Consider the following 23525-nt stretch of genomic DNA (forward strand, 5'->3'; position numbering starts at 1 on the left):
GACCTGAAACTTCTAACTCGTTGAATCTCAAGGAGTTTTCCGTTTCGACTGCGCCGGAAGTGGGGCGAATTATAGACAGATAAAACGGGGCGTCAAGGGTTTATTTAAACTTTTGTTACAGGCCCCGTTTTGCGCCCGCCCAGACGCGGCAACCGCTGCCCGATAGCTGGGATCCGAAGCAACAACAGCCCGGCGCCGATCACCGCATAGACAGTCCATTCCTTGAGGTCCGCTCGAACTACCCAAAGGAAGTGCAGCAGCCCTAGCCCCAGAATGGCGTACACCAACTTGTGCAGCTTTTTCCAGCGCGCACCCAATCGGCGCTGACTGAAGCGATTCGACGTTACCGCCAGACTGAACAAGCCGGTAAACCCCAAAACCCCGACGATGATATAGGGCCGCTTGCGAAGCTCGACCGCCAACTGCCCCCAATCCAGACCAAGAATAAAGAAGAGGTACGCACTCAGGTGCAACGCAATATAGGCAAAGCACCACAAGCCCAACTGCCGGCGCACGACGATCCAGCCGGACCACCCTGTTAAACGCTGCAAGGGCGTCATGCTCAATGTGATCAGAAGAAAGATAAGCCCACCCAGACCCAGCCGATCCACCAGGACCTTTCCCGGATCAGGACCCAGTGCGAAGATCCATGCCTGGTAAAGCCACAATAGCGGCCAGATGGAAGCCACTATAAAGATGCACAACCGGAACAGTGGGTAGCGCATCAGTAGTTCGTCCTCAGGTCCAGCCCGGTGTAGAGCCCACTCACCTCTTCGGCATAGCCGTTGAACATCTGGGTGTCGCGAACATTGGGACTGAACAGCCCGCTCGGTAAGCGCCGCTCCCGCGCCTGGGTCCAGCGAGGGTGATCCACCGTCGGGTTCACGTTGGCATAGAAGCCGTACTCTTCCGGCGCAATGCGCTGCCACGTGGTTTGCGGCTGCTCCGTGACCAGACTGATCCGAACAATGGACTTGATGCTCTTGAAGCCGTACTTCCAAGGAACCACCAACCGCAACGGAGCGCCATTCTGGTTCGGCAACTCTCGGCCATACATACCCACCGCGAGTATCGCCAATGGGTTCATTGCCTCATCCAGACGCAACCCTTCTACATATGGCCAATCGATCAAGGCGAAACCCGAACGCTGGCCGGGCATATGCCGAGGATCTTGCAGCGTCTCGAAACGCACGTATTTAGCCTTGGACGTTGGCTGAGCCTCTTTGATAAGAGCCGAAAGCGGAAAACCCAACCAGGGAATGACCATTGACCACGCTTCCACGCAGCGCAGCCGATAGATGCGCTCCTCCAACTGGTAAGGCTTCATGAAGTCTTCCAGCGCGTAGCGGCCCGGCTTACCCACCTCGCCATCAATGACCACCGTCCACGGCGAGGTGGGTAGCCCACCGGCATTCTCGGCGGGATCACCTTTGTCGGTGCCGAACTCATAGAAGTTGTTGTAGTGCGTAGCATCCTTGAAAGGCGTTATAGCTTCACCCTGCACAGTCACGGCCTGCCAACGGGTTTCGGGAAGTTTTGCATTGAACCAGTCCGCAGCCTTGCCGGGCTCTACGTCGGCATAGCGCGACACCTCCCCCGCTCCGGCCCATCGAGGCAAGCCGGCAATCGCCAGGCCGGCCATCGAGCCACCCAGCAAAGTACGGCGGGAAAGGTAGATTGATTCAGGCGTGACCTCCGACTCAGAGCAGTCGGAGGCCCGGGGGAACTTGATCAGCATGATGACTCCGCAGAACCGCTGGACAGATGCAGCAGTAGACTACGAAGTCAGGGAGAAATTACATCACTACTCGGCGTTTTTCCGGCGACGCATGCGCAGCAGGTATTGCGCGGGCCCGGAAGCCGCGTAGGCAAGGAACACCAGCAGCAGGATGCGTGGCGGATCGCTGAATACCACGGCGAAAACCAGTACCACGGCCAGGATCGCGACGAAGGGAACACGCCCCTTCAGATCCAGCTCCTTGAAGCTGTTGTACTTGATGTTGCTGACCATCAGCATGCCAGCGCCCGCAACCAGCAGCGCCACCAGGAACGAAAGCTTCGACCCCTGGATACCGAAGTCACTGAACGCCCATACCGTACCCGCCACCACACCGGCGGCTGCCGGACTGGCCAGGCCGATGAAATAACGCTTGTCGGCCTTGCCGACCTGGGTGTTGAACCGGGCCAGACGCAGTGCCGCGCCCGCAACATAGATGAAGGCGACCATCCAGCCGACTTTGCCCATATCGCCCAGTGCCCAACCAAAGGCCAGCAATGCAGGGGCTACACCAAAGGCGACCATATCGGACAAGGAGTCATACTCCGCACCGAAAGCACTCTGGGTATTGGTCATACGGGCCACGCGACCATCAAGGCCGTCGAGCACCATGGCAACGAAGATGGCAATGGCTGCGAAAGCGAAATACTTGCTCGCCTCGCGAGGATCACCGGCACTCAGCGCGCTCTGGGCGCTCATGGAGTTGATGATCGAATAGAAACCGGCGAACAGGTTCGCGGTGGTGAAAAGGTTTGGCAGCAGATAGATACCGCGGTGCCGGACTTTGCGTCCTTCGGCGTCATGCCCTTCTTCGACATGCTCATCGATCGGTAGCAGGCTTTCGGCGTCAGAGGCCTTGTTCGGCTCTTCGGGACGTTCGCTCATGGACATTACCTTGCAACGGGGTGGAAGTTTTCGACAAAGGTTTGCGGCGAGGGTTCGCCGACAAACGGATGAAAGCTTATACCAGAAGCTGACCCCGGAAATGAAAAAACGCGGCCTAAGCCGCGTTTTTCATCGCATCAGGACCAATCAGTTCTTGGCCTTGTCGACGATTTTGTTCGCCGAGATCCAAGGCATCATCGAGCGCAGTTGCTCGCCGATGACTTCGATACCGTGAGCGGCGTTGTTACGACGCTTGGCGGTCATGGATGGGTAGTTGGTAGCGCCTTCGCTGATGAACATCTTGGCGTACTCGCCGTCCTGGATGCGCTTCAGAGCGTTGCGCATGGCCTGACGGGATTCGGCGTTGATGACTTCAGGACCGGTCACGTACTCGCCGTATTCGGCGTTGTTGGAGATCGAGTAGTTCATGTTGGCGATACCGCCTTCGTACATGAGGTCAACGATCAGCTTCAGTTCGTGCAGGCACTCGAAGTAGGCCATTTCTGGCGCGTAGCCAGCTTCAACCAGGGTTTCGAAACCGGCTTTGACCAGCTCGACGGTACCGCCACACAGAACGGCTTGCTCGCCGAACAGGTCGGTTTCGGTCTCGTCCTTGAAGGTGGTTTCGATGATGCCGGTACGGCCGCCACCGACGCCAGCGGCGTAGGACAGAGCGACGTTCTTGGCGTTGCCCGAAGCGTCCTGGTAGATAGCGATCAGGTCAGGGATACCGCCGCCTTTGACGAACTCGGAGCGAACGGTGTGGCCTGGTGCTTTCGGCGCGATCATGATCACGTCGAGGTCGCCACGTGGAACGACCTGGTTGTAGTGGATCGAGAAGCCGTGGGAGAACGCCAGGGTAGCGCCCTGCTTGATGTTCGGCTCGATCTCGTTCTTGTACAGGTTGCCCTGGAACTCGTCCGGAGTGAGGATCATGACCAGGTCGGCAGCAGCGACGGCGGTAGCAACGTCAGCAACTTTCAGGCCGTGGGCTTCAGCCTTGGCAACGGTAGCCGAACCTTTACGCAGACCGACGGTGACATCCACACCGGAGTCCTTCAGGTTGCACGCTTGAGCGTGGCCCTGGGAACCGTAACCGATGATGGCAACTTTCTTGCCCTGGATGATCGAGAGATCGCAGTCTTTGTCGTAGAAAACTTTCATGAAATACCCCTGGTTATCTCGGCCTTGTTCAGGCCATTCGCTAATTTTGTCGAGTTAGATACTGAGCACTTTGTCGCCACGGGCAATGCCGGTGACACCACTGCGCACGGTTTCAAGAATGGACGCGGTGCCGATTGCCTGAATGAAGCTGTCGAGCTTGTCGCTGGTGCCGGTCAACTGCACGGTGTACACACTGGCGCTGACGTCGACGATCTGCCCACGATAGATATCGGTGGTGCGCTTGATCTCGGCGCGCTGTGCACCAGTGGCCTTCACTTTGACCAGCATCAGTTCGCGCTCGATATGAGCACTTTCCGACAGGTCGACCAGTTTGACCACTTCAACCAGTTTGTTCAGGTTCTTGGTGATCTGCTCGATCACCTCATCGTGGCCCACCGTGGTCAGCGTCAGACGCGACAGGGTCGGGTCTTCGGTTGGCGCAACGGTCAGGCTTTCGATGTTGTAGTTGCGTTGCGAGAACAAGCCAACGACGCGGGACAGGGCACCGGGTTCGTTTTCCAAAAGCAGGGAAATAATGTGCCGCATATCAGGTACGCTCCGTCTTGCTCAGCCACATGTCGCGCATCGAACCGTCCTTGATCTGCATCGGGTAGACGTGTTCGCTGTTGTCGACCTGGATGTCGATGAACACCAGGCGGTCCTTGAGGGCGAAGGCTTCTTCGAGCTTCGGCTTGAGGTCCTTCAGGCTGGTGATGCGGATACCCACATGACCATAGGCTTCAGCCAGCTTGACGAAGTCAGGCAGCGACTCCATGTAGGAATGCGAGTGGCGGCTGTTGTAAGCCATGTCCTGCCACTGGCGAACCATGCCCAGCACGCCGTTGTTCAGGTTGACGATCTTGACCGGCAGGTCGTACTGCAGGCAGGTCGACAGTTCCTGGATGTTCATCTGGATGCTGCCTTCGCCGGTGACGCAAGCAACATCGCTTTCCGGGAAGTTCAGCTTGACGCCCATGGCCGCCGGGAAACCGAAGCCCATGGTGCCCAGGCCGCCGGAGTTGATCCAGCGGTTCGGCTTGTTGAAGCGGTAGTACTGCGCCGCGAACATCTGGTGCTGGCCAACGTCGGAAGTGACGAATGCATCACCACCGGTAACTTCGCACAGTGTCTCGATAACGGTCTGAGGCTTGATGACGCTGCCATCCCCTTTGTCGTAAGGGAACATGCCGCGATCGCCGCGCCATTCTTCGATCTGTTTCCACCAGGCATCGATCGCTGCCTTTTCAGGCTGCTCGCCGATTTCGCGAACGGTAGCGAGCATCTCGGTCAGAACGCTTTCAACCGGACCAACGATTGGCACGTCAGCCTTGATGGTCTTGGAGATCGACGCCGGGTCGATATCGATATGGATGACCTTGGCGTTCGGGCAGAACTTGGCCGGACCGTTGACAACGCGGTCGTCGAAGCGTGCGCCGACAGCGAGGATCACGTCGGCGTGGTGCATCGCCAGGTTCGCCGGGTAGCTGCCGTGCATGCCGAGCATGCCGAGGAACTGGCGATCAGTGCCTGGATAGCCACCGAGCCCCATCAGGGTATTGGTGACTGGCAGGTTGAGCAGTTGCGCAAGCTCGGTCAGGGGCGCGGAGCCACCACCGAGGATCACGCCACCACCGGCGTAAACGATCGGACGCTTGGCCGCCAGGAGCATTTCCGCAGCCTTGCGGATCTGACCGGAGTGACCGCGAACGGCCGGGCTGTAGGAGCGCAGCTTGACCTTCTTCGGATAGACGTACTCGAACTTCTCGGCCGGGTTGGTCATATCCTTCGGAATGTCGACAACCACCGGACCAGGACGGCCGGATTGCGCAAGGTAGAAGGCTTTTTTCAGGACTTCAGGGATTTCCGAGGCATGCTTGATCATGAAGCTGTGCTTCACGATAGGCCGGGAAATACCGATCATGTCGGTTTCCTGGAAGGCATCGGTGCCGACCATGGTGCTAGGCACCTGACCAGACAGGATGACCATCGGGATCGAGTCCATGTAGGCGGTGGCGATGCCGGTGATGGCATTGGTCGCACCTGGACCGGAAGTCACCAGTACCACGCCGGCTTTGCCGGTGGCACGGGCGTAACCGTCCGCCATATGGGTAGCTGCCTGCTCGTGACGAACCAGGATGTGGTTCACTTCCGGTTCTTTGAACAGAGCATCGTAGACATGAAGAAGAGCACCGCCTGGGTACCCATAGATGTGCTTAACGCCCTCGTCACGCAAAAAGCGGACGACCATTTCAGCGCCAGATAAAAGCTCCACGTTGTTCACCTCTAAAACGCCAGAATACCGTCCACTCCGGGACGGGTCTTAATAGGTTTACTGCCAAGCAGAGCATGAGCGACGAAGTCGCCGACTACGTCAGCACTGACTGAGCAAGTATTGGGAGCGCCCCAAAGTGTTGCGGGGTTTTCCCACCCAGCGCGAGGTAACGCGTTGCGGGGTGTAACAGGTCGGCGCGGGTGTGCGCCTCATGATCTGCTTAGCGGGTCTGCTTCTGGCAGTCCCCCTACAGCGGACTTTGGATTGTTCTGATTCGAACTGCCCAAGTCAAGTGATCTTCAAGGTTTAATTCCAGCCGGGACGCTCTGCCAGCCGGGCGGAAACGTTTGCCTGGCTGTCGCAATCGCTCTGCCACAACGACGCGGGGCCGAAAACGCGGCCCCGGCGGATAAACAACAGTGAAATCAGTTGGATGGGCTGATCAATTGGTCGAACTCGGCCAACAGCCTGCGTAACTGGCGACTTTCTTCCGGACGGTTGACATAAACCGTCTCCGCCATCACCAGAATGCCCGAGGCATTGGGCAGCGCGAGCCCCTTCTCGAGGATCTCCTTCATGCGCGGAAGGAAGATCCATTGCAGCCATTGCTCGAAGCTCAAGCTGTCGACCGCGAAAGGAACATTACTGGCCAGCGCATCGGCGCTGGGTATCTCGTCACTCCACCAGCCCTGCACATGCAGCTCACGCTCGATCAGCAGCAGATGATCGGCGATATCCAGGATCCGTGGGTCCATCACAGGTTGACCTGGGCTTTCTGCCGCGCCAGTGCCGCGCCGGCGGCGTCGCCTTGCTTCTCGCGGGACTGGGCGATGATGTTCCACAGACCGGATTGCAGATCAGGACGACCGTTCGCGTAGGTCAACGCACGGCGCGCCAACTGCTCGGCCTGTGGCGCGTCACCCTGGGCGAGACGGACCTGGGCCAGGCGATAGAGCACTTGCGGCTCGCGCGGGGCAATGCGCTGAGCACGTTCCAGGCTGGAAGATGCGCCGTTGTAGTCGCCGCCGCTCTGCTGTTGCTGGGCGGTAGTCAGTAGCGCCAGCACTGGGCCATCAAGCTGTTCGTCGGCCGACAGGCCACTGCCGGTGGCAGCACGCGGGATTCCGCTCGGTGCGGATGGCATGGTGTAACTGCCTGCGTTGGTCGACTGCGGCGTGAAGGGCTCCGATGTCACCGGACCCGGCGTGATCGGACCGGTGCTGATCCCCGCAGGCGCCGTGGAGGCCGGGAAGGTCTGGATCGGCGAAGCGCCGCTGCCTTGCGGGACCATCACGGTCACGCCACTGTCTTGCTGGATCGCTTGATTCTGGCGCGAGCCGGTATTGACCTGCGACGTCACGGCCCGATTGGCCGTAACCCGCTCGCTGTTGGATACCCGGGTGCCCGAATCCACCACCGGAATCGAACCACGCTGCACGCTGGCACAGCCGTTGAGCAAAGCCAGCGCCGTCAAGGCAGGAAACAACCACTTGTTCACATCACGTCCTCTTGGCTGATGCTGCTTAATTCATCCAGCCCTTCACCCAGTCCATGACCGAGTCGGCTGGTGTCTGTTCGCCGCCGCAGGCCGCGCCTGGCGCCGGTTCGCTTCCGCGAATATACGGCATCTGCACCGCGCCCGGGCAGCTCGCATCCGAGCCCTGGCCGCTGTGCGGATCCAGCCATGCCTGAACGACGTTATCCGGCATCGGCATGTCCAGCGGCAGCGGGTCGGCCTTGCGCATGAAACTGGTCCAGACCTGCAGGGCACCGGTGGCGCCGGTAAAGGGCGTCTTGCCGTTGTCGTCACGGCCCAGCCAGACCACTGCCAGAAGGTCCTGGCTGAAGCCGGCGAACCAGCTGTCGCGCGAATCGTTACTGGTACCCGTCTTGCCCGCCAGGTTCAGCGAGCTCGGCAACACGCTGTAGACCGAGCGGCCAGTACCTTCGCGCATGACCCGCTGCATGGCGTTCTGCACCAGGTAGATGGAACCCGGATCGAAGCGCTGCTGGATCTGGAACGGGTAGCGTTTGAGCGGCTCGCCTTCGGCGGTCAGCACACTGCGGATACCGCGCATCGGGGTGTTGAATCCACCGTTGGCGAGCGTCTGGTACATGGTCGCCACTTGCATCGGCGACATCCCGCCAGCACCCAGCAGCATGGACGGGAACGCCGGCCAGTCGACTTCGACACCCAGGCGACCGATTGTTTTGAGCACATTCGGCACACCCAGTTCCAGGCCCAGCTTGGCCGTCGACAGGTTGTAGGAGTTGGCGAGGCCCTGGTACAGATAAATCGTGCCGTGAGCGCGCCGATCATAGTTCTGCGGCTTCCAGACCTGTCCGTCGGCGCCTTTCACCGAGAACGGCTCGTCCTGCACCCAACTGGTCAGCGTGTATTGGCTGGGTTTCTCCAGCGCCGTCAAGTAAACCGCCGGCTTGACCAGCGAGCCAATCGGCCGCACGGCGTCGATTGCCCGGTTGAAGCCGGCAAAGCCCGCCTGACGGCTGCCGATCAGCGCCTGCACCTCACCGGTTTCCGGGTTGGTGACGACCATGGCCGCTTCGACCTCGTCCGAGCCCTTGCGACCGGCCAGACGCTTGAAGGTGTCGGCCATCGAGGCTTCGGCCTTCATCTGCAGGATCGGGTCGAAGCTGGTGAAGATGCGCAGACCTTCTTCGGTCAAGTCTTCATCGCGGTAGTCCTGGCGCAGTTGGCGCTTGACCAGATCGAGGAAGCCGGGGAAGGAGCTATCCGCGAGGCTGCCGCGCTTGGTCACGCCCAGCGGCATCTTCTTCGCTGCCTCGACCGCTTCCGGCGTGGCCACGCCCTGCTCCGCAAGCAGGTCGAGCACCAGGTTACGCCGTTGCAGGGCGCGCTCCGGGTAACGCCGCGGGTTGTAGGCGGACGGCCCCTTGACCATGCCCACCAGCAAGGCCACCTGATGCAGTTTCAACTCCGACAACGGCTGACTGAAGAAGAACTGGCTGGCAAGACCGAAACCATGCACGGCCCGCTGGCCATCCTGACCGACGAACACTTCGTTCAGGTAAGCTTCGAGGATTTCCTGCTTGCTGTAATGCAGCTCCAGCAACATCGCCATCATCGCTTCGGTGAGCTTGCGGGAGAGACTGCGTTCGTTGGTCAGGAAGAAGTTCTTCACCAACTGTTGGGTCAGGGTACTGCCGCCCTGGCGCATGGCGCCCGACGAGGTGTTGACCCAGACGGCACGGGCGATGGACTTGGGCGACACGCCGAGGTGGTGATAGAAGTCCCGGTCTTCCACCGCTACCAGGGTATCGAGCAGATACGGCGGGACCTGATCGAGCTTGATCAGAATGCGGTCTTCGAGGTTCTTCGGATAAAGCCCGCCAATCAGCAGAGGCTCCAGACGGACCACCGCCAGCTTGGAATCATTGGCCGCGCTGAGGCCCGCCACGTAATCACCCGAGAAGCGCACCCGCACCTGCCGCGCAGACTCCATGCCTTCATAGAACTGGAAACCGCGGGTATTCAGGTCGACGGTATTGCCGTTGACGGCCGCCGCGCCGGGGCCGTTGGCCGAACTTTCGCGCCGATAACCGAGGGCATCGAGTTCAACAAGGAAGTCGTCCTTGCTCAGCTTCTGGCCGACGAACAGCTCCAATGGCCGCGCGTAGACCTTGGCGGGAATGGTCCAGCGCTTGCCAGAGAATTTTTCCTGGACGACCGCATCGAGATAGACGGCGAAACCGGCCAGCACGACAAGGCCGACGAGACCGAGCTTGATGGCCCAGCCCAGCAAGGCGCGAACGCGGCCAGACGGTTGTTTTTTAGGGGTACGGGAGGATCGGGTACGAGTCATGGGCGCGGATTATACGCACTTTATCGTTCATCGACAGGCGCCCCCCGGCGGTTTCCAGACGGCATGCTTGTCGCCATAATGGCCGATTAGAATCCCATTTGCCCAGAAGGATCGCCCGTGAGCCAAGCCTTGATCACAGCCTTGCAGAACCCCGCCCTGTTTCCCCATCCCGTGCAGGATTTCCGGGTTATCGAAACGCATATTTCCTGGGTTCTGCTCACCGGCGACTACGCCTACAAGATCAAGAAGCCGATGAACTTCGGTTTCCTCGACTTCACCGAGCTGTCGGGCCGCGCGCACTTCTGCGCTGAAGAACTGCGCCTGAACCAGCGCCTGACCGATGGCCTCTATCTGGAAGTGCTGCCAATCACCGGCACTGCCGAGGCTCCGCAACTCGGCGGCGAAGGTACGGCGATCGAATACGCGCTGAAAATGCGCCAGTTCCCGCAGGAACAGATGCTCAGCACCCTGCAAGCCAACGGCGAGCTGACCACCGCACACATCGACCAGATGGCGAAGCAGATCGCCGAGTTCCACCTGCAGGCACCGCGGGTTTCCGCCGAGCATCCGCTGGGTACGCCAGAAAGCGTGATGGCGCCCGTCGAACAGAACTTCGAGCAGATCCGCCCCTTCCTCAGCGACAAGGCCGACCTGCAACAACTCGAGGCCCTGCAAGCCTGGGCCCGCAGCAGCTTCGATCGTTTGCACACGTTGCTGGAAGCCCGCAAGGCTCAAGGTTTCATCCGCGAATGCCACGGCGACATCCACCTGGGCAACGCCACGGTAATCGACGGTAACGTGGTGATTTTCGACTGCATCGAATTCAACGAGCCCTTCCGCCTGACCGACGTCTATGCCGACGCTGCCTTCCTGGCCATGGACCTTGAAGATCGCGGGCTGAAATCCCTGTCGCGGCGCTTCATCAGCCAGTACCTGGAACTGACCGGCGACTACGAAGGCCTGGAACTGCTGAACTTCTACAAAGCCTACCGCGCCCTGGTTCGGGCCAAGATCGCGCTGTTCAGCATGCCGGCCGACGCCGATGGCGTGCAGCGCGCCACCACCCTGCGCCAGTACCGCAACTACGCCAACCTGGCGGAAAGCTACAGCGCCATTCCTTCGCGTCTGCTGGCCATCACCCATGGCGTTTCCGCCGTAGGCAAGAGCCACGTGGCAATGCGCCTGGTGGAAGCACTGGGAGCGATCCGCCTGCGCTCGGACGTGGAGCGCAAGCGCGTGTTCGGCGAACAAACCAGCGAGGCCGCCGGCGAGTTGCAAGCCGGCATCTACAGCAGCGATGCCAGCCAGGCCACTTACGAGCGCCTGCATCAATTGGCCGCGCTGATCCTGCGGGCCGGCTTCCCGGTCGTCATCGACGCCACTTACCTCAAGCAGGCACAGCGCCAGGCAGCGGCCGAAGTGGCCAGCGCGACCGGCGTGCCGTTCCTGATCCTCGACTGCAACGCCCCTGACGCCGTGATCGCCAGTTGGCTGGCCCAGCGCCAGGCCGACCAGAACGATCCGTCCGACGCGACACTGGAAGTGGTCACCGCGCAGCAAGCCAGCCGCGAAGCGCTGAGCGCCGAAGAGCTGCTGCAAAGCAAACGCGTGGAAACCAACGAAAGCGACAGCCTGGACAATCTGGTCAAGCAGATCCGCCAGCGCCTGCCGGGCCTGTAAAACGGTAGAGGCGTGAAGCAGTCCACACTTCACGCCTCTATTCCGCTGCCTGCAAAGGGTGACACTATAATGCCATTATCAGGCCACCCAGGAGGCGTTCTCATGAATCAGCCACGGCAACTCGACAGCACGCTGTATGCATTGATTCACAACGAGAACATCGCAGCGTTCAACCGGGAGAAACCAAAGGACGTCAGCATCGACTTTCGCGATGGCGACTTTCGCGGCCTCGACCTGCGTAACCTCGACACTGTGGGCATCGACTTCTCGGGTGCCTACTTCCGCGCCGCCGACCTGCGCGGCCTCGACCTGCGGGACACGCCCATGGAAGGGGCCAGCCTCGCCCACGCGCAAATCTCCGGGACCTGGTTCCCTGCCGAACTGAGCGCCGACGAGATCCTCATGTCGGTGAATTTCGGCACCCGCCTGCGCTACCGCACACGCTGATCAGACCCCGGCGGACCCGCCCGACAGGCCCGCCGGCCCCCGCCTTCCCAGCGGTACATGGCAAATCGCCGCGTATTTTCCAAGTGCCGCTACACTCCTCAGTGTTTACCCGCGACTTCCTCCACAAGAACCGTTCAGCCGGCGCAAGGAGGCTTGATGAACGATGAACTTCAGCACCTGAAGAATCTTGGCAAGACCTCAGCACAGTGGTTGCACGCGGTAGGCATCCACAGCGCCTCGGACCTTCGCCGCCTGGGCGCGGTGGATGCTTACCGGGCGGTGCGCACCCGAGGTTTCCGGGCATCGAAGGTGCTGCTGTACGCCATTGAAGGCGCTTTGCTGGACGTGCACTGGAACGATATCCCCGCCGAACGCAAGGAAGCGCTGAACCAGCAACTGGATGCGACGGCACTTCGGAAAAAAAATTAAGGTTTATCGTACAAATCGTTTGACTTCGAAATGAGAATCACTATGATTACCACAACTGGTCGCGAGACTGGTTGGATAAGCTGAAAGCCCCTGGTTCGGACTCTCAGATTATCTCCTCATCAGGCTAATCACGGTTATTGACCCGGCATCTTGCCGGGTCTTTTTTTGCCCGCGATTTCATTGCCGCAGATCGGCGCAATAGTCCTTCTCAGGCAAGGCGGCGGTGAACCAGACGAAATCCGCCATCGCCGGCCCGACCTCCTCGCCCACCTGAGCCAGCATCAACACGACGGTATCCTCTTGCGCCGCCCCCAGGTCAGCCAGGTGCAACGGCACACCGACATCCTTGCGCACGTGATAGCCGCCAGCCAACAGCAAGGCCGGTGCGGGCGCCGCCAGCAGACGCTGAGCCATGCGCCTGTCGCGTTGCTGCTGCACCGCCAGCATCGCCGGCAACTGACTTTCCGGGAGCATGCCGCAATGGCCCTCGCGCACTTCGTCCAGCAACGCTTCGCGCACCGCCGGCGCGGTAGAGCGAGGCCCGGACAATGACGGAGGGTTGCGGTAGATGTCTTTCATCTCGCTGCGGTCCAGGTTGGCCGCGAGCACCGGATAGCCTTGGCTGAAGGCTTCTTCCAGCAGTGGACCGTAGAATTTCCAGTCCCAGCCATCACGCCACGCCAGCGCCTTGGCCAGATCAGCCGGCAGCGGCTTTTGCTGACGAACCGCGTCGACATTGGCCTGCTGCGCCGGCTCGAGCATTTCCAGCAACAGGCTGCCCTGTGCGCGCTGTTGCACCAGGGCCTGCAACAGCCAGCGCTGCAAGGCGTGGTGATCGGGATTGTCATGCTGCTCGCCCACCAGCACCCGTGGCGCGGCCGCCAGCCGGCTCACCAATTGCTCCGGGGTCAGCAGGCGACCGCTGGCGGTCTCGCGAATCTGCCCGAGATCGGCATGCTCGCGCCCTTCCGGGCTCTGCCATTGCGGCAACGCCGGCAGCGGTGCCATGGCGTGACAACCCGCCAGGCCCCAGGCCAGCAGAATGAGGATGCCGCACGACCGGGACCAGGACATAGGTGACTCCTAACGGGCAATGATGAGCGGATGGCCTCGCTCGGGATGCGTATGGACCAATACCTCCAGCCCGAACACCGCCTTCAGGGCCTCGGGCTGCAAGACCTTTTGCGGCGTATCGAAGACGTAAGGCCGGCCCTGTTCGAGCAACAGGATACGATCACAATAGCGTGCGGCCAGGTTCAGGTCGTGGAGGATCACCAGCACCGCGGCGCCGCGATCGGCAAATCCGCGGACCGCCTGCAGCGTGGTGTGCTGGTGCAACGGGTCGAGGGCCGAGGTCGGCTCGTCGAGCAGCAAAGTCCGCCCCTCCTCTCCCGGCCAGAGCTGCGCCAGCACTCGTGCCAGATGCACGCGCTGCCGCTCGCCACCGGACAGCGCGAGGTAGCTGCGGTCGGCCAGATGCAGGGCATCCGCCGCCTCCAGCGCCGCGTGGACGATTTCATGGTCGCGGTCCTTGCCGGTCCGATGCGGCAGACGCCCCATGCCGACCACTTCCTCGACACGGAAGGCAAAGCCGAGGCTCGACACCTGTGGCAGGACTGCCAACCGCTGGGCGCGCTCATGGCCAGACCAGTCGGCAAGCGCGCGGTCGTGGAGCATGACGCGGCCACGCTGGACCGCCAACTCGCCGCAAAGTGCACCAAGCAAAGTACTCTTGCCCGCGCCGTTGGGCCCGAGCACACCCAGTACTTCACCTGGCTGGACCTTGAGGCTGACGCCATCGAGCACCGTCTTGCGCCCGCGGACGACTTGAAGATCTTCGACCTGGAGCATCAGGCACGTCCCCGCAGCAGCAGATAAAGGAAAAACGGCGCGCCGATGAACGCGGTGACGATACCGATCGGCAACTCCGCTGGCGCCAGCGCCAGCCGGGCGATCAGATCAGCGAACAACAGCAGCGAAGCCCCCGCCAGCAATGAGGCGGGTAGCAAGACCCGGTGGTCCGGGCCGGACAACAGCCGCACCAGATGCGGCACCACCAGCCCGACAAAACCGATCAACCCCGCCGCTGCTACCGCCGCACCCACACCCAGTGCCGTACAGAACACCAGTTCGCGTTTGAGCGATTCGACTTCGATGCCCAGATGACGAGCCTCCGATTCGCCCAGCAGCAACGCATTCAAGGCCTCGGCACGCCGCGGCAACCACAGCGCCACCGCCGTCGCCACCAGCACCAGTGGCCAGAGGCGCTGGTAACTCGCGCCGTTGAGGCTGCCCAGGTTCCAGAACGTCAGGGTGCGCAGGGTCGCGTCATCCGCCAGATAGGTGAACAGGCCCACCGCCGAGCTGGCCAGGGCGGTCAGGGCGATACCGGCAAGCAACATCGTGGCGACGCTGGTCTGCCCGTCGCGTCGCCCCAGGCGATAGACCAACGCGGTCACGCCCAGGCCGCCGAGAAACGCGCACAGCGACAGCAGATAGGGCGCGATAGCTTCCGGCACGCCACCCACCCAGGCGCTGCCAACAATCGCCACCGCCGCACCCAGCGCCGCGCCGCTGGAAACGCCCACCAACCCCGGGTCCGCCAGCGGATTGCGAAACAGCCCTTGCATGGCCACACCGGCCAGCGCCAGCACAGCACCCACCGCCAGCCCGAGCAGCGTCCGCGGCAGACGGATCTGCCCGAGAATCAGCTCGGCCTGCTCCAGCCCGTCGCCATTGACAGGCAGACCAAGCAGACGCAAACCCGCGCGCAAGGTGTCCATCAGCGGCAGACTCACCGGCCCAAGCGCCAGCGACAGCCAGACCGCCAGCAGACACAACAGGCTGAGGATGATGAACAGCGTGCGCGGCTGGATCAGACGGGTCATGGCGCCAGTTGAGCCTTGGCCGTCGGGTAGAACGCCTGGGCCAGCGCTTGCAGGCTGGCGGGCAGACGCGGACCGAGGCCACCGACCAGCAGCGTCGGGTCAAGATCAATCAGACGCTTTTCTTTCGCCGCACGGGATGCGGCCAGCGCGGGGTTCTCTTTCAGCAGTGCCTGCAGCGCAGCATCGCCGGTGAGGGCACGATCAGCGAACACCACCACTTGCGGGTTCAAGGCGGCCAGCGCCTCCCCGGAGAAGTTCTTGTAACCCTGGTGAGTCGCCAGGTTGCGGCCGCCGGCCTGCTCCACCAGCCAGGCGCCAGCGGTGTCGGTGCCGGCAATCATCGGCTTGCCGCCAGCATGGCCCACCAGCAGGATTACCCCGGGTGCCTGCTCCGTACCCTGCACCGCCTTGATCCGGGTACGCAGGGTTTCGAGTTGCTGGCGATAGTCAGCGAAACGCTGTTCGGCCTGTTCCGGCTTGCCAAGCAATTCGCCCAAGTGCTTGAGGTTGCCCTGCACGGCCTCCAGATCGGCGCGACTGGAGAACAGTTCGACCCGCACCCCGGCACCGCGGATCTGCGCCAGGACCGGCGGCGGCCCCATTTCCTCGGTGCCCACCAGCACATCGGGGCGAAGGCTCAACACGCCTTCGGCCGAAAGCTGGCGTTGATAGCCAATGCTGGGCAGCGCCTTCAGCGATTCAGGGTGCTGACTTGTGGTATCGACGCCCACCAGCCGCGATTCCGCGCCCAGTTCGACGATCCATTCGCTCAAGGCCCCGCCAGCGCTGACCCAGCGCTGCGGCAGTGGGTCGGCGGCTTGCGCCGGGTTGAACACGAGCCCGATACAAAGGGCGATCAGGCTGGCACATCGGCGCATAACGGGGCTTCCTTTTCGATCAGGACGAACCGCCACCCCTCGGATAGCGGTGTGAGAGAAGCGCCAGGCAGGGTATAAAGGCGCCCGACGCCATCAGAGCCGGCAATTTGATAATTATTTGCATTTGAGCGTCAAGCTGCCTTGCATCCTTAACGGAGCCCATCGCTCATGCACTTCCTTTGTACCTCCGCCGAACTGGGCGAAGGCCAGAGCCGCGGTTTCACCTGCGAAAATACCGAACTGCTGGGCGTACGCCGGCAAGGGCAGGTCTATCTGTACCGAAACCGCTGCCCTCATCGCGGGATTGCGCTCAACTGGCAGCCAGACCAGTTCCTCGACAGCAGCGCCAGCCTGATCACCTGCGCCCGGCATGGCGCACTGTTCCTTATCGAGAACGGCGAGTGCGTGGCCGGGCCGTGCGAGGGTGATGCCCTGGAAGCCCTCGACTGTCATGAAGACAGCCAGGGCATCTGGCTCACGGATTGAGCAGCACCGGCAGAGCGCGGTCGATACGCACCTGCTCACTGTCCAGCGTCACCCCGTACGCCAGCACTTCGACGCCATCGAGCACGGCGGCGCGCAGCGCGATGGCGTATCCCGGGTCAATCTCCTCGGCCGGGCGTACCGCCTCGATACCGTTGAGGTTCACACAATAAAGCTGCACCGCGCGGACACCTTGCCGGGCCAGCGCCGCCAGCTCGCGCAGGTGCTTGGCGCCGCGTTGGGTCACGGCATCGGGAAAGGCCGCGATGGCCGAACCGTCGAAACCGAGGGTCACGCTCTTGACCTCCACATAGGCCAGGCCGCTGTCGAAGGTCAGTTGAAAGTCGATGCGGCTGTTCTCCTCGCCATACGGCACCTCGCGGCGCAGCGCGGTGAAACCCGCCAGCTCACTGATCACGCCGGCGCGCAGCGCTTCTTCGACAATGGCATTGGCCCGTCCGGTATTCACGCAGGCCAGCCGGCCTTGCGGGGTCTCGCTGATTTCCCAGGTACCGGGCAGCTTGCGCTTGGGGTCGTTGGAGCGACTGAACCAGACCTTGCCGCCTTCCTTCATGCAGTTGAGCATCGAGCCGGTGTTCGGGCAGTGGATGGTCATCTGTTCGCCGCTCGGTAGTTCGATATCCGCGAGAAAGCGTTTGTAACGGCGCAGCAGCCGGGCTTCTTCGAGCAATGGAGTGAAATGCATCAGCCTTGCCAGCTCTTCAGCCCACGGGCAATCCGCTCCACCGCTTCTTGCAGACGCGGCAGGCTCTGGGTGTAGGCGAAACGCACATGATGGCTGGCCTGGTGCCGGCCGAAGTCCACGCCCGGGGTGAAGGCGACATGCTCGGTTTCCAGGAAATGCCGACAGAACGCGAACGCATCACCACCGAATGCGCTGATGTCGGCGTACAGGTAGAACGCACCTTGCGGCTCCACCGTGATCCCGAAGCCGAGCCCGCGCAGGGCTGGCAGGAGGAAGTCGCGGCGGCGGGCGAATTCGGCGCGGCGCTCTTCGAGGATCGCCAGGGTGCCGGGCTCGAAACAGGCCAGGGCCGCATGCTGAGCCATGCTCGGCGCACTGATATAGAGGTTCTGCGCCAGTTTCTCCAGTTCAGGCACGGCCGCAGGCGGTGCGACCATCCAGCCCAGGCGCCAGCCGGTCATTCCGAAATATTTGGAGAAACTATTAAGGACAAAGGCTTGGTCATCGACTTCCAGCACGCTGGGAGCGTCCATGCCGTAAGTCAGGCCGTGGTAGATCTCGTCTACCACCAGATGGCCATTGTGCGCCCGGGTCGCCCGCGACAGGCCCGCCAATTGCTCGCGATCGAGCACGGTGCCAGTCGGGTTGGCCGGCGACGCCACCAGGGCGCCGACCGTATCGTTATCCCAATAGCGCTCGACCAGATCAGCGGTCAGTTGATAGTTGACGTCCGGCCCCACCGGCACCAGTTGTGCACCGCCTTCCACCAGACGCAGGAAATGGCGGTTACACGGATAACCCGGGTCGGCCAGCAGCCAGTGCTTGCCGGGGTCCACCAGCAGGCTGCTGGTCAGCAGCAGCGCACCGGAACCGCCTGGGGTAATGAGAATCCGCTGCGGATCGATGTTCACGCCGTAGCGCTGGTCATAGAAGCCGGCAATCGCTTCACGCAGCGCCGGCAGCCCGCGGGCGGCGGTGTAACGGGTGTGACCGGCGCCCAGCGCGGCCTGGCCGGCTTCGACGATGGGCGCTGCGGTGGAGAAGTCCGGCTCGCCGATTTCCAGGTGAATCACATCATGACCGGCGGCCTGCAACTCGTTGGCCCGGGCCAACAGTGCCATCACATGGAAGGGTTCGATGGCGCGACTGCGCGCACTGTAGGGCTGAGCCATGGGACTTCTCTCAATTGGGACTAAACTGGTGATTCTACCCATGCGCAACGATGAACGTATGGCTAAACCTCGCTGTCCTACCCGAGCTAACGGGGAGTAGCGCACCCCCGTCCTATCTGGTAAGTTCGGCGGCTCGCAGTCGCAGGGCCGGCGGGCGCCGGAGATGGAATAAGCCTGCGCATTGGATTCAGATGAGTGAGAGGCGGTCTATTCATGTCCACCGTAGAAAAGCAAAAAGCAGGCTCCATGTATGGTCTCGACCCGTATGTCGCAACCAAAGGTGAGGAGTACATGGGCGAGCCCATGAAAAAACACTTCACCAAGCTGCTCGGTGCCTGGAAACAGGACCTGATGACCAGCGTGGACCGCACCGTGGACCATATGAAGGATGAAGCGGCCAACTTCCCCGATCCGGCAGACCGTGCCAGCCAGGAAGAAGAGTTCGCTCTGGAGCTTCGTAACCGTGACCGCGAGCGAAAACTGATCAAGAAGATCGACAAGACTCTCCAGAAGATCGTCGATGATGAATACGGCTGGTGTGACAGCTGTGGCGTGGAGATCGGCCTGAAGCGCCTGGAAGCCCGTCCGACCGCTGACCAGTGCTTCGACTGCAAGGAACTGGCGGAGAAGAAGGAAAAGACGATCGGCAAAGGCTGATCCTGACCGCATACAGAACGGGGCGCATATTGCGCCCCGTTTCATTTACAGATCCCGGCATCCACCATGAAACAGTCCCACTACATCGGACGCTTCGCTCCGACACCCAGTGGCTTCCTGCACTTCGGCTCGCTGGTCGCAGCCCTCGCTTCCTGGCTCGACGCCCGTGCCGTGGGTGGCCGCTGGCTGCTGCGCATGGAAGACATCGACCCACCTCGCGAAGCCCCCGGCGCCCAGGCCGCGATTCTCAAGACACTGGAAAGCTACGGCCTGGAATGGGACGGCGAAGTCGTCTACCAGCATGACCGCCACGATGCTTACGCCGAAGTGATCGAACGCCTGTTCCGCCAAGGCCTGGCCTACGCCTGCACCTGCTCGCGCAAGCAACTGGAAGGCTACAGCGGCATCTATCCTGGCCTGTGCCGCAACCTCTGCCACGCGCGGGACGATGCCGCGATTCGGATTCGTGTACCGGAATTGACCTACCGCTTCACCGACCGTGTCCAGGGTGATTTCGAGCAACATCTGGGACGTGACGTCGGCGATTTCGTCATTCAGCGGCGCGACGGCCTGTATGCCTACCAGTTGGCGGTGGTGCTGGACGATGCGTGGCAGGGTGTGACCGATGTCGTTCGCGGCGCCGACCTGCTGGACAACACACCGCGTCAGCTGTACCTGCAGGAGTTGCTTGGTCTTGCGCAGCCGCGCTACCTGCACGTGCCGCTGATCACCCAACCCGACGGGCACAAGCTGGGCAAGTCCTACCGCTCCGCGCCGCTGCCGGCTGAACAGGCCACCCCCCTGATCCTGCGGGCATTGCGCGCGCTGGGCCAGAGCACCGATCCGGCGATGGCCGCGTCCACCCCGGCCGAGGTGCTGCGCCATGCCGCCGCGCACTGGGATGCCGATGCAATCCCGCGCCGCCTCACCCTGCCCGAGGCCCAACTGCGCTGAACCCGGTCTTCCGGCAGAAAGACCAATAAATTCAATTCCTTGAGCCGCTGCATGAAGTCCGTTTGCAGGCAGCGGCCCTTCCGTTACCATCGCCACAGTTTTGCGCCAATAATAAGTCCAGTTCGCAGCGGCAAAATCCAATGAGGCCAGCATGTACATCTATCGTTTGGTCCTGCTTCTGGTCGTGGGGATCTACCTGTTCTCCCCGGCCATCATGGACTGGTGGATCGACCCGACCGGTGCCTGGTATCGCCCTTACCTGCTCTGGCTGATCCTGATCGTCGTGACCTTTATCCTGCAGAGCCAACGTGATGCCGATGAGCTTTAGCCTGACCCAGATGATCCTGATCAGCGCCGCCTACCTGCTGGTGCTGTTCGGCGTGGCCTGGGTCAGCGAACGCGGCATGATCCCCCGCGCGATCATCCGCCATCCCCTGACCTACACCCTGTCGCTGGGCGTCTATGCCAGCGCCTGGGCGTTCTATGGCACGGTCGGCCTGGCCTACCAATATGGCTACGGCTTCCTCGCCTGTTACCTGGGGGTGTCCGGCGCATTTCTGCTGGCGCCGGTGCTGCTCTACCCGATCCTCAAGATCACCCGCACCTACCAGCTTTCCTCCCTGGCCGACCTGATCGCCTTCCGCTTCCGCAGCACCTGGGCCGGCGCCCTGACCACGGTGTTCATGCTGATCGGTGTGCTGCCGTTGTTGGCGCTGCAAATCCAGGCGGTGGCCGACTCCATCAGCATCCTCACCGGCGAGCCGGTCAAAAGCCGGGTGGCCCTGGCCTTCTGCGCAATGATCACGTTGTTCACCATCTTCTTCGGCTCGCGGCATATCGCTACCCGCGAGAAACACGAAGGCCTGGTGTTCGCCATCGCCTTCGAATCGGTGGTCAAGTTGCTGGCCATTGGCGGGATCGGCCTGTACGCGCTGTACGGCGTGTTCGGTGGCCCGCATCAACTGGAAGTCTGGCTGCTGCAGAACCAGACCGCCCTCGCCGCCCTGCACACGCCACTGCAGGAAGGGCCGTGGCGCACGCTGCTGCTGGTGTTCTTCGCCTCGGCCATCGTGATGCCGCACATGTATCACATGGCCTTCACCGAAAACCTCAATCCGCGCTCGCTGGTCAGCGCCAGTTGGGGCCTGCCGCTGTTCCTGTTGCTGATGAGCCTGGCGGTGCCGCTGATCCTCTGGGCCGGCCTTAAGCTCGGCGCCAGCACCCACCCGGAATTCTTCACCCTCGGCCTGGGCATCGCGGCCAACAACAAGGCCCTCGCCCTCTTGGCTTACATCGGCGGGCTTTCGGCCGCCAGCGGGTTGATCATCGTGACCACCCTGGCGCTATCAGGCATGGCCCTGAACCATCTGGTGCTGCCGCTTTATCAACCGCCGGCGGAGGGCAACATCTACCGCTGGCTGAAGTGGACCCGCCGCGCGCTGATCGTCGCCATCATCGCCGCCGGCTTCGGTTTCTACCTGCTGCTGGGTGCGCAACAGGAACTGGCCAACCTCGGTATCGTTGCCTTCGTCGCGACGTTGCAGTTCCTTCCCGGGGTGCTCTCGGTACTGTACTGGCCGACCGCCAACCGGCGCGGCTTCATCGCCGGCCTGCTGGCGGGGATCACCGTGTGGATGGTGACCATGCTGCTGCCGCTGGTCGGCAACCTGCAGGGCTTCTATATCCCGCTGCTGAACATGATCTACGTGCTGGACGACACCAGTTGGCACATGGCGGCCATCGCCTCCCTCGCGGCCAACGTGTTGCTGTTCACCCTGATATCGCTGTTCACCAATGCCAGCACCGAAGAGGTTTCCGCCGCAGAAGCCTGCGCCGTGGACAACGTCCGCCGTCCGCAGCGCCGCGAACTTCACGCCGCCTCGCCCCAGGAATTCGCCACGCAACTGGCCAAGCCGCTGGGGGCCAAGGCCGCGCAGAAGGAAGTCGAACAAGCGCTGCGCGACCTTTATCTGCCGTTCGACGAGCGCCGCCCCTATGCCCTTCGCCGCCTGCGCGACCGCATCGAGGCCAACCTTTCCGGGCTGATGGGCCCGAGCGTGGCCCAGGATATGGTCGAGACCTTCTTGCCCTACAAGTCCGGCAGCGAGAACTACGTTACCGAGGACATCCACTTCATCGAGAGTCGACTGGAGGACTACCACTCGCGTCTCACCGGCCTGGCCGCGGAACTCGATGCCTTGCGCCGCTACCATCGACAGACCCTGCAGGAACTGCCGATGGGTGTCTGCTCCCTGGCCAAGGACCAGGAAATCCTCATGTGGAACAAGGCGATGGAAGAGCTGACCGGAATTCCCGCCAAGCGCGTGGTCGGCTCGCGCCTGAGCACCATTGTCGAACCGTGGCGCGGCCTGCTGCTGGGCTTCATCAACGTGCCCGACGAACACTTGCATAAACAGCGCCTGGGCCTCGATGGCCAGACCCGTTGGCTGAACCTGCACAAGGCCGCCATCGACGAGCCGCTCGCTCCGGGTAACAGCGGCCTGGTGGTGCTGGTGGAAGACCTCACCGAAACCCAGATGCTCGAAGACAAGCTGGTGCACTCCGAACGCCTGGCCAGCATTGGCCGACTGGCCGCCGGGGTCGCCCATGAGATCGGCAACCCGGTGACCGGCATCGCCTGCCTGGCGCAGAACCTTCGCGAAGAGCGCGAAGATGACAGCGAAATTACCGAGCTGAGCAGCCAGATTCTCGAACAGACCAAGCGCATTTCGCGCATCGTCCAGTCGCTCATGAGCTTCGCCCATGCCGGCAGCCACCAGCAAACCGACGAGCCGGTGTGCCTGGCTGAAGTGGCGCAGGACGCCATCGGCCTGCTGGCATTGAACCGGCGCAATTTCGAAGTGCAGTTCTTCAACCTGTGCGATCCCGATCACTGGGTCGAAGGCGATCCGCAACGTCTCGCGCAAGTACTTATCAACCTGCTGTCCAACGCCCGCGATGCCTGCCCCGCCGGCGCCGCGGTGCGGGTCAAAAGCGAGGCCAGCGAACATACCGTCGACCTCATCGTCGAGGACGAAGGCAGCGGCATTCCGAAAAACATCATGGACCGTCTGTTCGAACCGTTCTTCACCACCAAGGATCCGGGCGAGGGAACCGGGCTGGGGCTCGCTCTGGTCTATTCCATCGTGGAAGAGCATTATGGACAGATCACCATCGACAGCCCGGCCGATGTTCAAAGCCAGCGCGGCACCCGGATCCGAGTGACCCTGCCGCGTCATGTCGAAGCGACGTCCGCTGTGAACTGAGACCGTCGAGAGAATTGAATCA

23 protein-coding genes are annotated in these 23525 nt (G+C 62.0%); 8 read left to right on the top strand and 15 right to left on the bottom strand.

Features of this window, described 5'->3' with window-relative positions; translation table 11 throughout:
* Positions 1-104: 104 nt before the first annotated feature.
* The 9 genes from msrQ to mrcB form a co-directional block, all read right to left on the bottom strand.
* Positions 105-725: a protein-methionine-sulfoxide reductase heme-binding subunit MsrQ gene (gene msrQ, locus NTD88_RS22135; RefSeq protein WP_262128047.1), complete on the bottom strand. Its 621-nt coding sequence runs from the start codon at positions 723-725 to the stop codon at positions 105-107.
* Positions 725-1738: a protein-methionine-sulfoxide reductase catalytic subunit MsrP gene (gene msrP / locus NTD88_RS22140; protein ID WP_095159773.1), complete on the bottom strand. Its 1014-nt coding sequence runs from the start codon at positions 1736-1738 to the stop codon at positions 725-727. Before msrP ends, msrQ begins: the two co-directional genes overlap by 1 nt.
* A gap of 66 nt (positions 1739-1804) precedes the next feature.
* The gene (gene pssA / locus NTD88_RS22145) at positions 1805-2662 is read right to left on the bottom strand and encodes a CDP-diacylglycerol--serine O-phosphatidyltransferase (RefSeq protein WP_095159772.1); all 858 of its coding nucleotides are present in this window, start codon (positions 2660-2662) and stop codon (positions 1805-1807) included.
* A gap of 147 nt (positions 2663-2809) precedes the next feature.
* Positions 2810-3826, bottom strand: a complete 1017-nt coding sequence (ilvC, locus tag NTD88_RS22150; RefSeq protein WP_095159771.1) for a ketol-acid reductoisomerase — start codon at positions 3824-3826, stop codon at positions 2810-2812.
* A 54-nt stretch (positions 3827-3880) separates the two neighbouring features.
* Complete coding sequence (gene ilvN / locus NTD88_RS22155) at positions 3881-4372, bottom strand: acetolactate synthase small subunit (RefSeq protein ID WP_042125802.1); 492 nt, start codon at positions 4370-4372, stop codon at positions 3881-3883.
* Position 4373: 1 nt separating this feature from the next.
* A complete protein-coding gene (locus NTD88_RS22160) occupies positions 4374-6098 on the bottom strand; it encodes an acetolactate synthase 3 large subunit (protein WP_095159779.1) in 1725 nt (574 codons plus the stop codon).
* Positions 6099-6523: 425 nt separating this feature from the next.
* Complete coding sequence (locus NTD88_RS22165) at positions 6524-6856, bottom strand: YqcC family protein (RefSeq protein ID WP_095159770.1); 333 nt, start codon at positions 6854-6856, stop codon at positions 6524-6526.
* Complete coding sequence (locus NTD88_RS22170; protein ID WP_095159769.1) at positions 6853-7596, bottom strand: tetratricopeptide repeat protein; 744 nt, start codon at positions 7594-7596, stop codon at positions 6853-6855. Before NTD88_RS22170 ends, NTD88_RS22165 begins: the two co-directional genes overlap by 4 nt.
* A gap of 25 nt (positions 7597-7621) precedes the next feature.
* The gene (gene mrcB / locus NTD88_RS22175) at positions 7622-9943 is read right to left on the bottom strand and encodes a penicillin-binding protein 1B (protein WP_262154072.1); all 2322 of its coding nucleotides are present in this window, start codon (positions 9941-9943) and stop codon (positions 7622-7624) included.
* Between the two features lie 117 nt (positions 9944-10060).
* Here mrcB and NTD88_RS22180 point away from each other — a divergent pair, with 117 nt between their 5' ends.
* The 3 genes from NTD88_RS22180 to NTD88_RS22190 all read left to right on the top strand — a co-directional run bounded on the left by NTD88_RS22180 (position 10061) and on the right by NTD88_RS22190 (position 12499).
* Positions 10061-11623, top strand: a complete 1563-nt coding sequence (locus tag NTD88_RS22180) for an AAA family ATPase (protein ID WP_262154071.1) — start codon at positions 10061-10063, stop codon at positions 11621-11623.
* A gap of 102 nt (positions 11624-11725) precedes the next feature.
* A complete protein-coding gene (locus NTD88_RS22185) occupies positions 11726-12070 on the top strand; it encodes a pentapeptide repeat-containing protein (protein ID WP_095159766.1) in 345 nt (114 codons plus the stop codon).
* Positions 12071-12226: 156 nt separating this feature from the next.
* Positions 12227-12499 (top strand): TfoX/Sxy family protein, encoded by a 273-nt coding sequence (locus NTD88_RS22190; RefSeq protein ID WP_095159765.1) that lies wholly within the window; start codon positions 12227-12229, stop codon positions 12497-12499.
* 177 nt (positions 12500-12676) lie between these two features.
* Here the strand turns inward: NTD88_RS22190 and NTD88_RS22195 are convergent, their stop codons facing one another.
* The 4 genes from NTD88_RS22195 to NTD88_RS22210 are packed head-to-tail and all read right to left on the bottom strand — an operon-like array spanning position 12677 to position 16265.
* A complete protein-coding gene (locus NTD88_RS22195) occupies positions 12677-13573 on the bottom strand; it encodes a ChaN family lipoprotein (RefSeq protein WP_410017305.1) in 897 nt (298 codons plus the stop codon).
* A 9-nt stretch (positions 13574-13582) separates the two neighbouring features.
* Positions 13583-14350, bottom strand: coding sequence for a heme ABC transporter ATP-binding protein (locus tag NTD88_RS22200; protein ID WP_262154070.1), 768 nt, complete (start codon positions 14348-14350; stop codon positions 13583-13585).
* The gene (locus NTD88_RS22205) at positions 14350-15333 is read right to left on the bottom strand and encodes a FecCD family ABC transporter permease (protein ID WP_262154073.1); all 984 of its coding nucleotides are present in this window, start codon (positions 15331-15333) and stop codon (positions 14350-14352) included. The genes NTD88_RS22200 and NTD88_RS22205 overlap by 1 nt, the downstream gene beginning before the upstream one ends.
* A gap of 50 nt (positions 15334-15383) precedes the next feature.
* On the bottom strand, positions 15384-16265 hold the full coding sequence (locus tag NTD88_RS22210; protein ID WP_262154069.1) for a hemin ABC transporter substrate-binding protein: 882 nt from the start codon (positions 16263-16265) through the stop codon (positions 15384-15386).
* Positions 16266-16433: 168 nt separating this feature from the next.
* Here NTD88_RS22210 and NTD88_RS22215 point away from each other — a divergent pair, with 168 nt between their 5' ends.
* Positions 16434-16751: a Rieske (2Fe-2S) protein gene (locus tag NTD88_RS22215; protein ID WP_095159760.1), complete on the top strand. Its 318-nt coding sequence runs from the start codon at positions 16434-16436 to the stop codon at positions 16749-16751.
* Here NTD88_RS22215 and sfsA read toward each other — a convergent pair.
* Positions 16741-17454: a DNA/RNA nuclease SfsA gene (sfsA, locus tag NTD88_RS22220; protein WP_262127963.1), complete on the bottom strand. Its 714-nt coding sequence runs from the start codon at positions 17452-17454 to the stop codon at positions 16741-16743. The two genes, NTD88_RS22215 and sfsA, sit on opposite strands and share 11 nt — an antisense overlap.
* Positions 17454-18626 (bottom strand): pyridoxal phosphate-dependent aminotransferase, encoded by a 1173-nt coding sequence (locus tag NTD88_RS22225; RefSeq protein WP_175652001.1) that lies wholly within the window; start codon positions 18624-18626, stop codon positions 17454-17456. Before NTD88_RS22225 ends, sfsA begins: the two co-directional genes overlap by 1 nt.
* A 213-nt stretch (positions 18627-18839) precedes the next feature.
* Here NTD88_RS22225 and dksA point away from each other — a divergent pair, with 213 nt between their 5' ends.
* The 4 genes from dksA (at position 18840) to NTD88_RS22245 (ending at position 23503) form a co-directional block, all read left to right on the top strand.
* Positions 18840-19283, top strand: coding sequence for an RNA polymerase-binding protein DksA (gene dksA, locus NTD88_RS22230; protein WP_095159757.1), 444 nt, complete (start codon positions 18840-18842; stop codon positions 19281-19283).
* Between the two features lie 66 nt (positions 19284-19349).
* Positions 19350-20237: a tRNA glutamyl-Q(34) synthetase GluQRS gene (gluQRS, locus tag NTD88_RS22235; RefSeq protein ID WP_262154068.1), complete on the top strand. Its 888-nt coding sequence runs from the start codon at positions 19350-19352 to the stop codon at positions 20235-20237.
* 151 nt (positions 20238-20388) lie between these two features.
* A complete protein-coding gene (locus NTD88_RS22240) occupies positions 20389-20565 on the top strand; it encodes a hypothetical protein (protein WP_010796831.1) in 177 nt (58 codons plus the stop codon).
* Entirely contained in the window at positions 20549-23503 is a 2955-nt protein-coding gene (locus NTD88_RS22245) for a sensor histidine kinase (RefSeq protein ID WP_175651998.1), read from the top strand. The genes NTD88_RS22240 and NTD88_RS22245 overlap by 17 nt, the downstream gene beginning before the upstream one ends.
* The last annotated feature ends 22 nt before the right edge of the window (positions 23504-23525 follow it).

The organism is Pseudomonas sp. 20P_3.2_Bac5, assembly GCF_025466035.1.
GTDB lineage: Bacteria > Pseudomonadota > Gammaproteobacteria > Pseudomonadales > Pseudomonadaceae > Aquipseudomonas.

Coding starts and splice junctions, on each gene's coding strand:
- NTD88_RS22215 (WP_095159760.1), top strand. CDS start 16,434: ATGCACTTCCTTTGTACCTCCGCCGAACTGGGCGAAGGCCAGAGCCGC.
- pssA (WP_095159772.1), bottom strand. CDS start 2,662: ATGAGCGAACGTCCCGAAGAGCCGAACAAGGCCTCTGACGCCGAAAGC.
- NTD88_RS22240 (WP_010796831.1), top strand. CDS start 20,389: ATGTACATCTATCGTTTGGTCCTGCTTCTGGTCGTGGGGATCTACCTG.
- NTD88_RS22245 (WP_175651998.1), top strand. CDS start 20,549: ATGCCGATGAGCTTTAGCCTGACCCAGATGATCCTGATCAGCGCCGCC.
- mrcB (WP_262154072.1), bottom strand. CDS start 9,943: ATGACTCGTACCCGATCCTCCCGTACCCCTAAAAAACAACCGTCTGGC.
- NTD88_RS22210 (WP_262154069.1), bottom strand. CDS start 16,265: ATGCGCCGATGTGCCAGCCTGATCGCCCTTTGTATCGGGCTCGTGTTC.
- NTD88_RS22190 (WP_095159765.1), top strand. CDS start 12,227: ATGAACGATGAACTTCAGCACCTGAAGAATCTTGGCAAGACCTCAGCA.
- NTD88_RS22200 (WP_262154070.1), bottom strand. CDS start 14,350: ATGCTCCAGGTCGAAGATCTTCAAGTCGTCCGCGGGCGCAAGACGGTG.
- NTD88_RS22185 (WP_095159766.1), top strand. CDS start 11,726: ATGAATCAGCCACGGCAACTCGACAGCACGCTGTATGCATTGATTCAC.
- sfsA (WP_262127963.1), bottom strand. CDS start 17,454: ATGCATTTCACTCCATTGCTCGAAGAAGCCCGGCTGCTGCGCCGTTAC.
- gluQRS (WP_262154068.1), top strand. CDS start 19,350: ATGAAACAGTCCCACTACATCGGACGCTTCGCTCCGACACCCAGTGGC.
- NTD88_RS22225 (WP_175652001.1), bottom strand. CDS start 18,626: ATGGCTCAGCCCTACAGTGCGCGCAGTCGCGCCATCGAACCCTTCCAT.
- dksA (WP_095159757.1), top strand. CDS start 18,840: ATGTCCACCGTAGAAAAGCAAAAAGCAGGCTCCATGTATGGTCTCGAC.
- ilvN (WP_042125802.1), bottom strand. CDS start 4,372: ATGCGGCACATTATTTCCCTGCTTTTGGAAAACGAACCCGGTGCCCTG.
- ilvC (WP_095159771.1), bottom strand. CDS start 3,826: ATGAAAGTTTTCTACGACAAAGACTGCGATCTCTCGATCATCCAGGGC.
- NTD88_RS22195 (WP_410017305.1), bottom strand. CDS start 13,573: ATGTCCTGGTCCCGGTCGTGCGGCATCCTCATTCTGCTGGCCTGGGGC.
- msrQ (WP_262128047.1), bottom strand. CDS start 725: ATGCGCTACCCACTGTTCCGGTTGTGCATCTTTATAGTGGCTTCCATC.
- msrP (WP_095159773.1), bottom strand. CDS start 1,738: ATGCTGATCAAGTTCCCCCGGGCCTCCGACTGCTCTGAGTCGGAGGTC.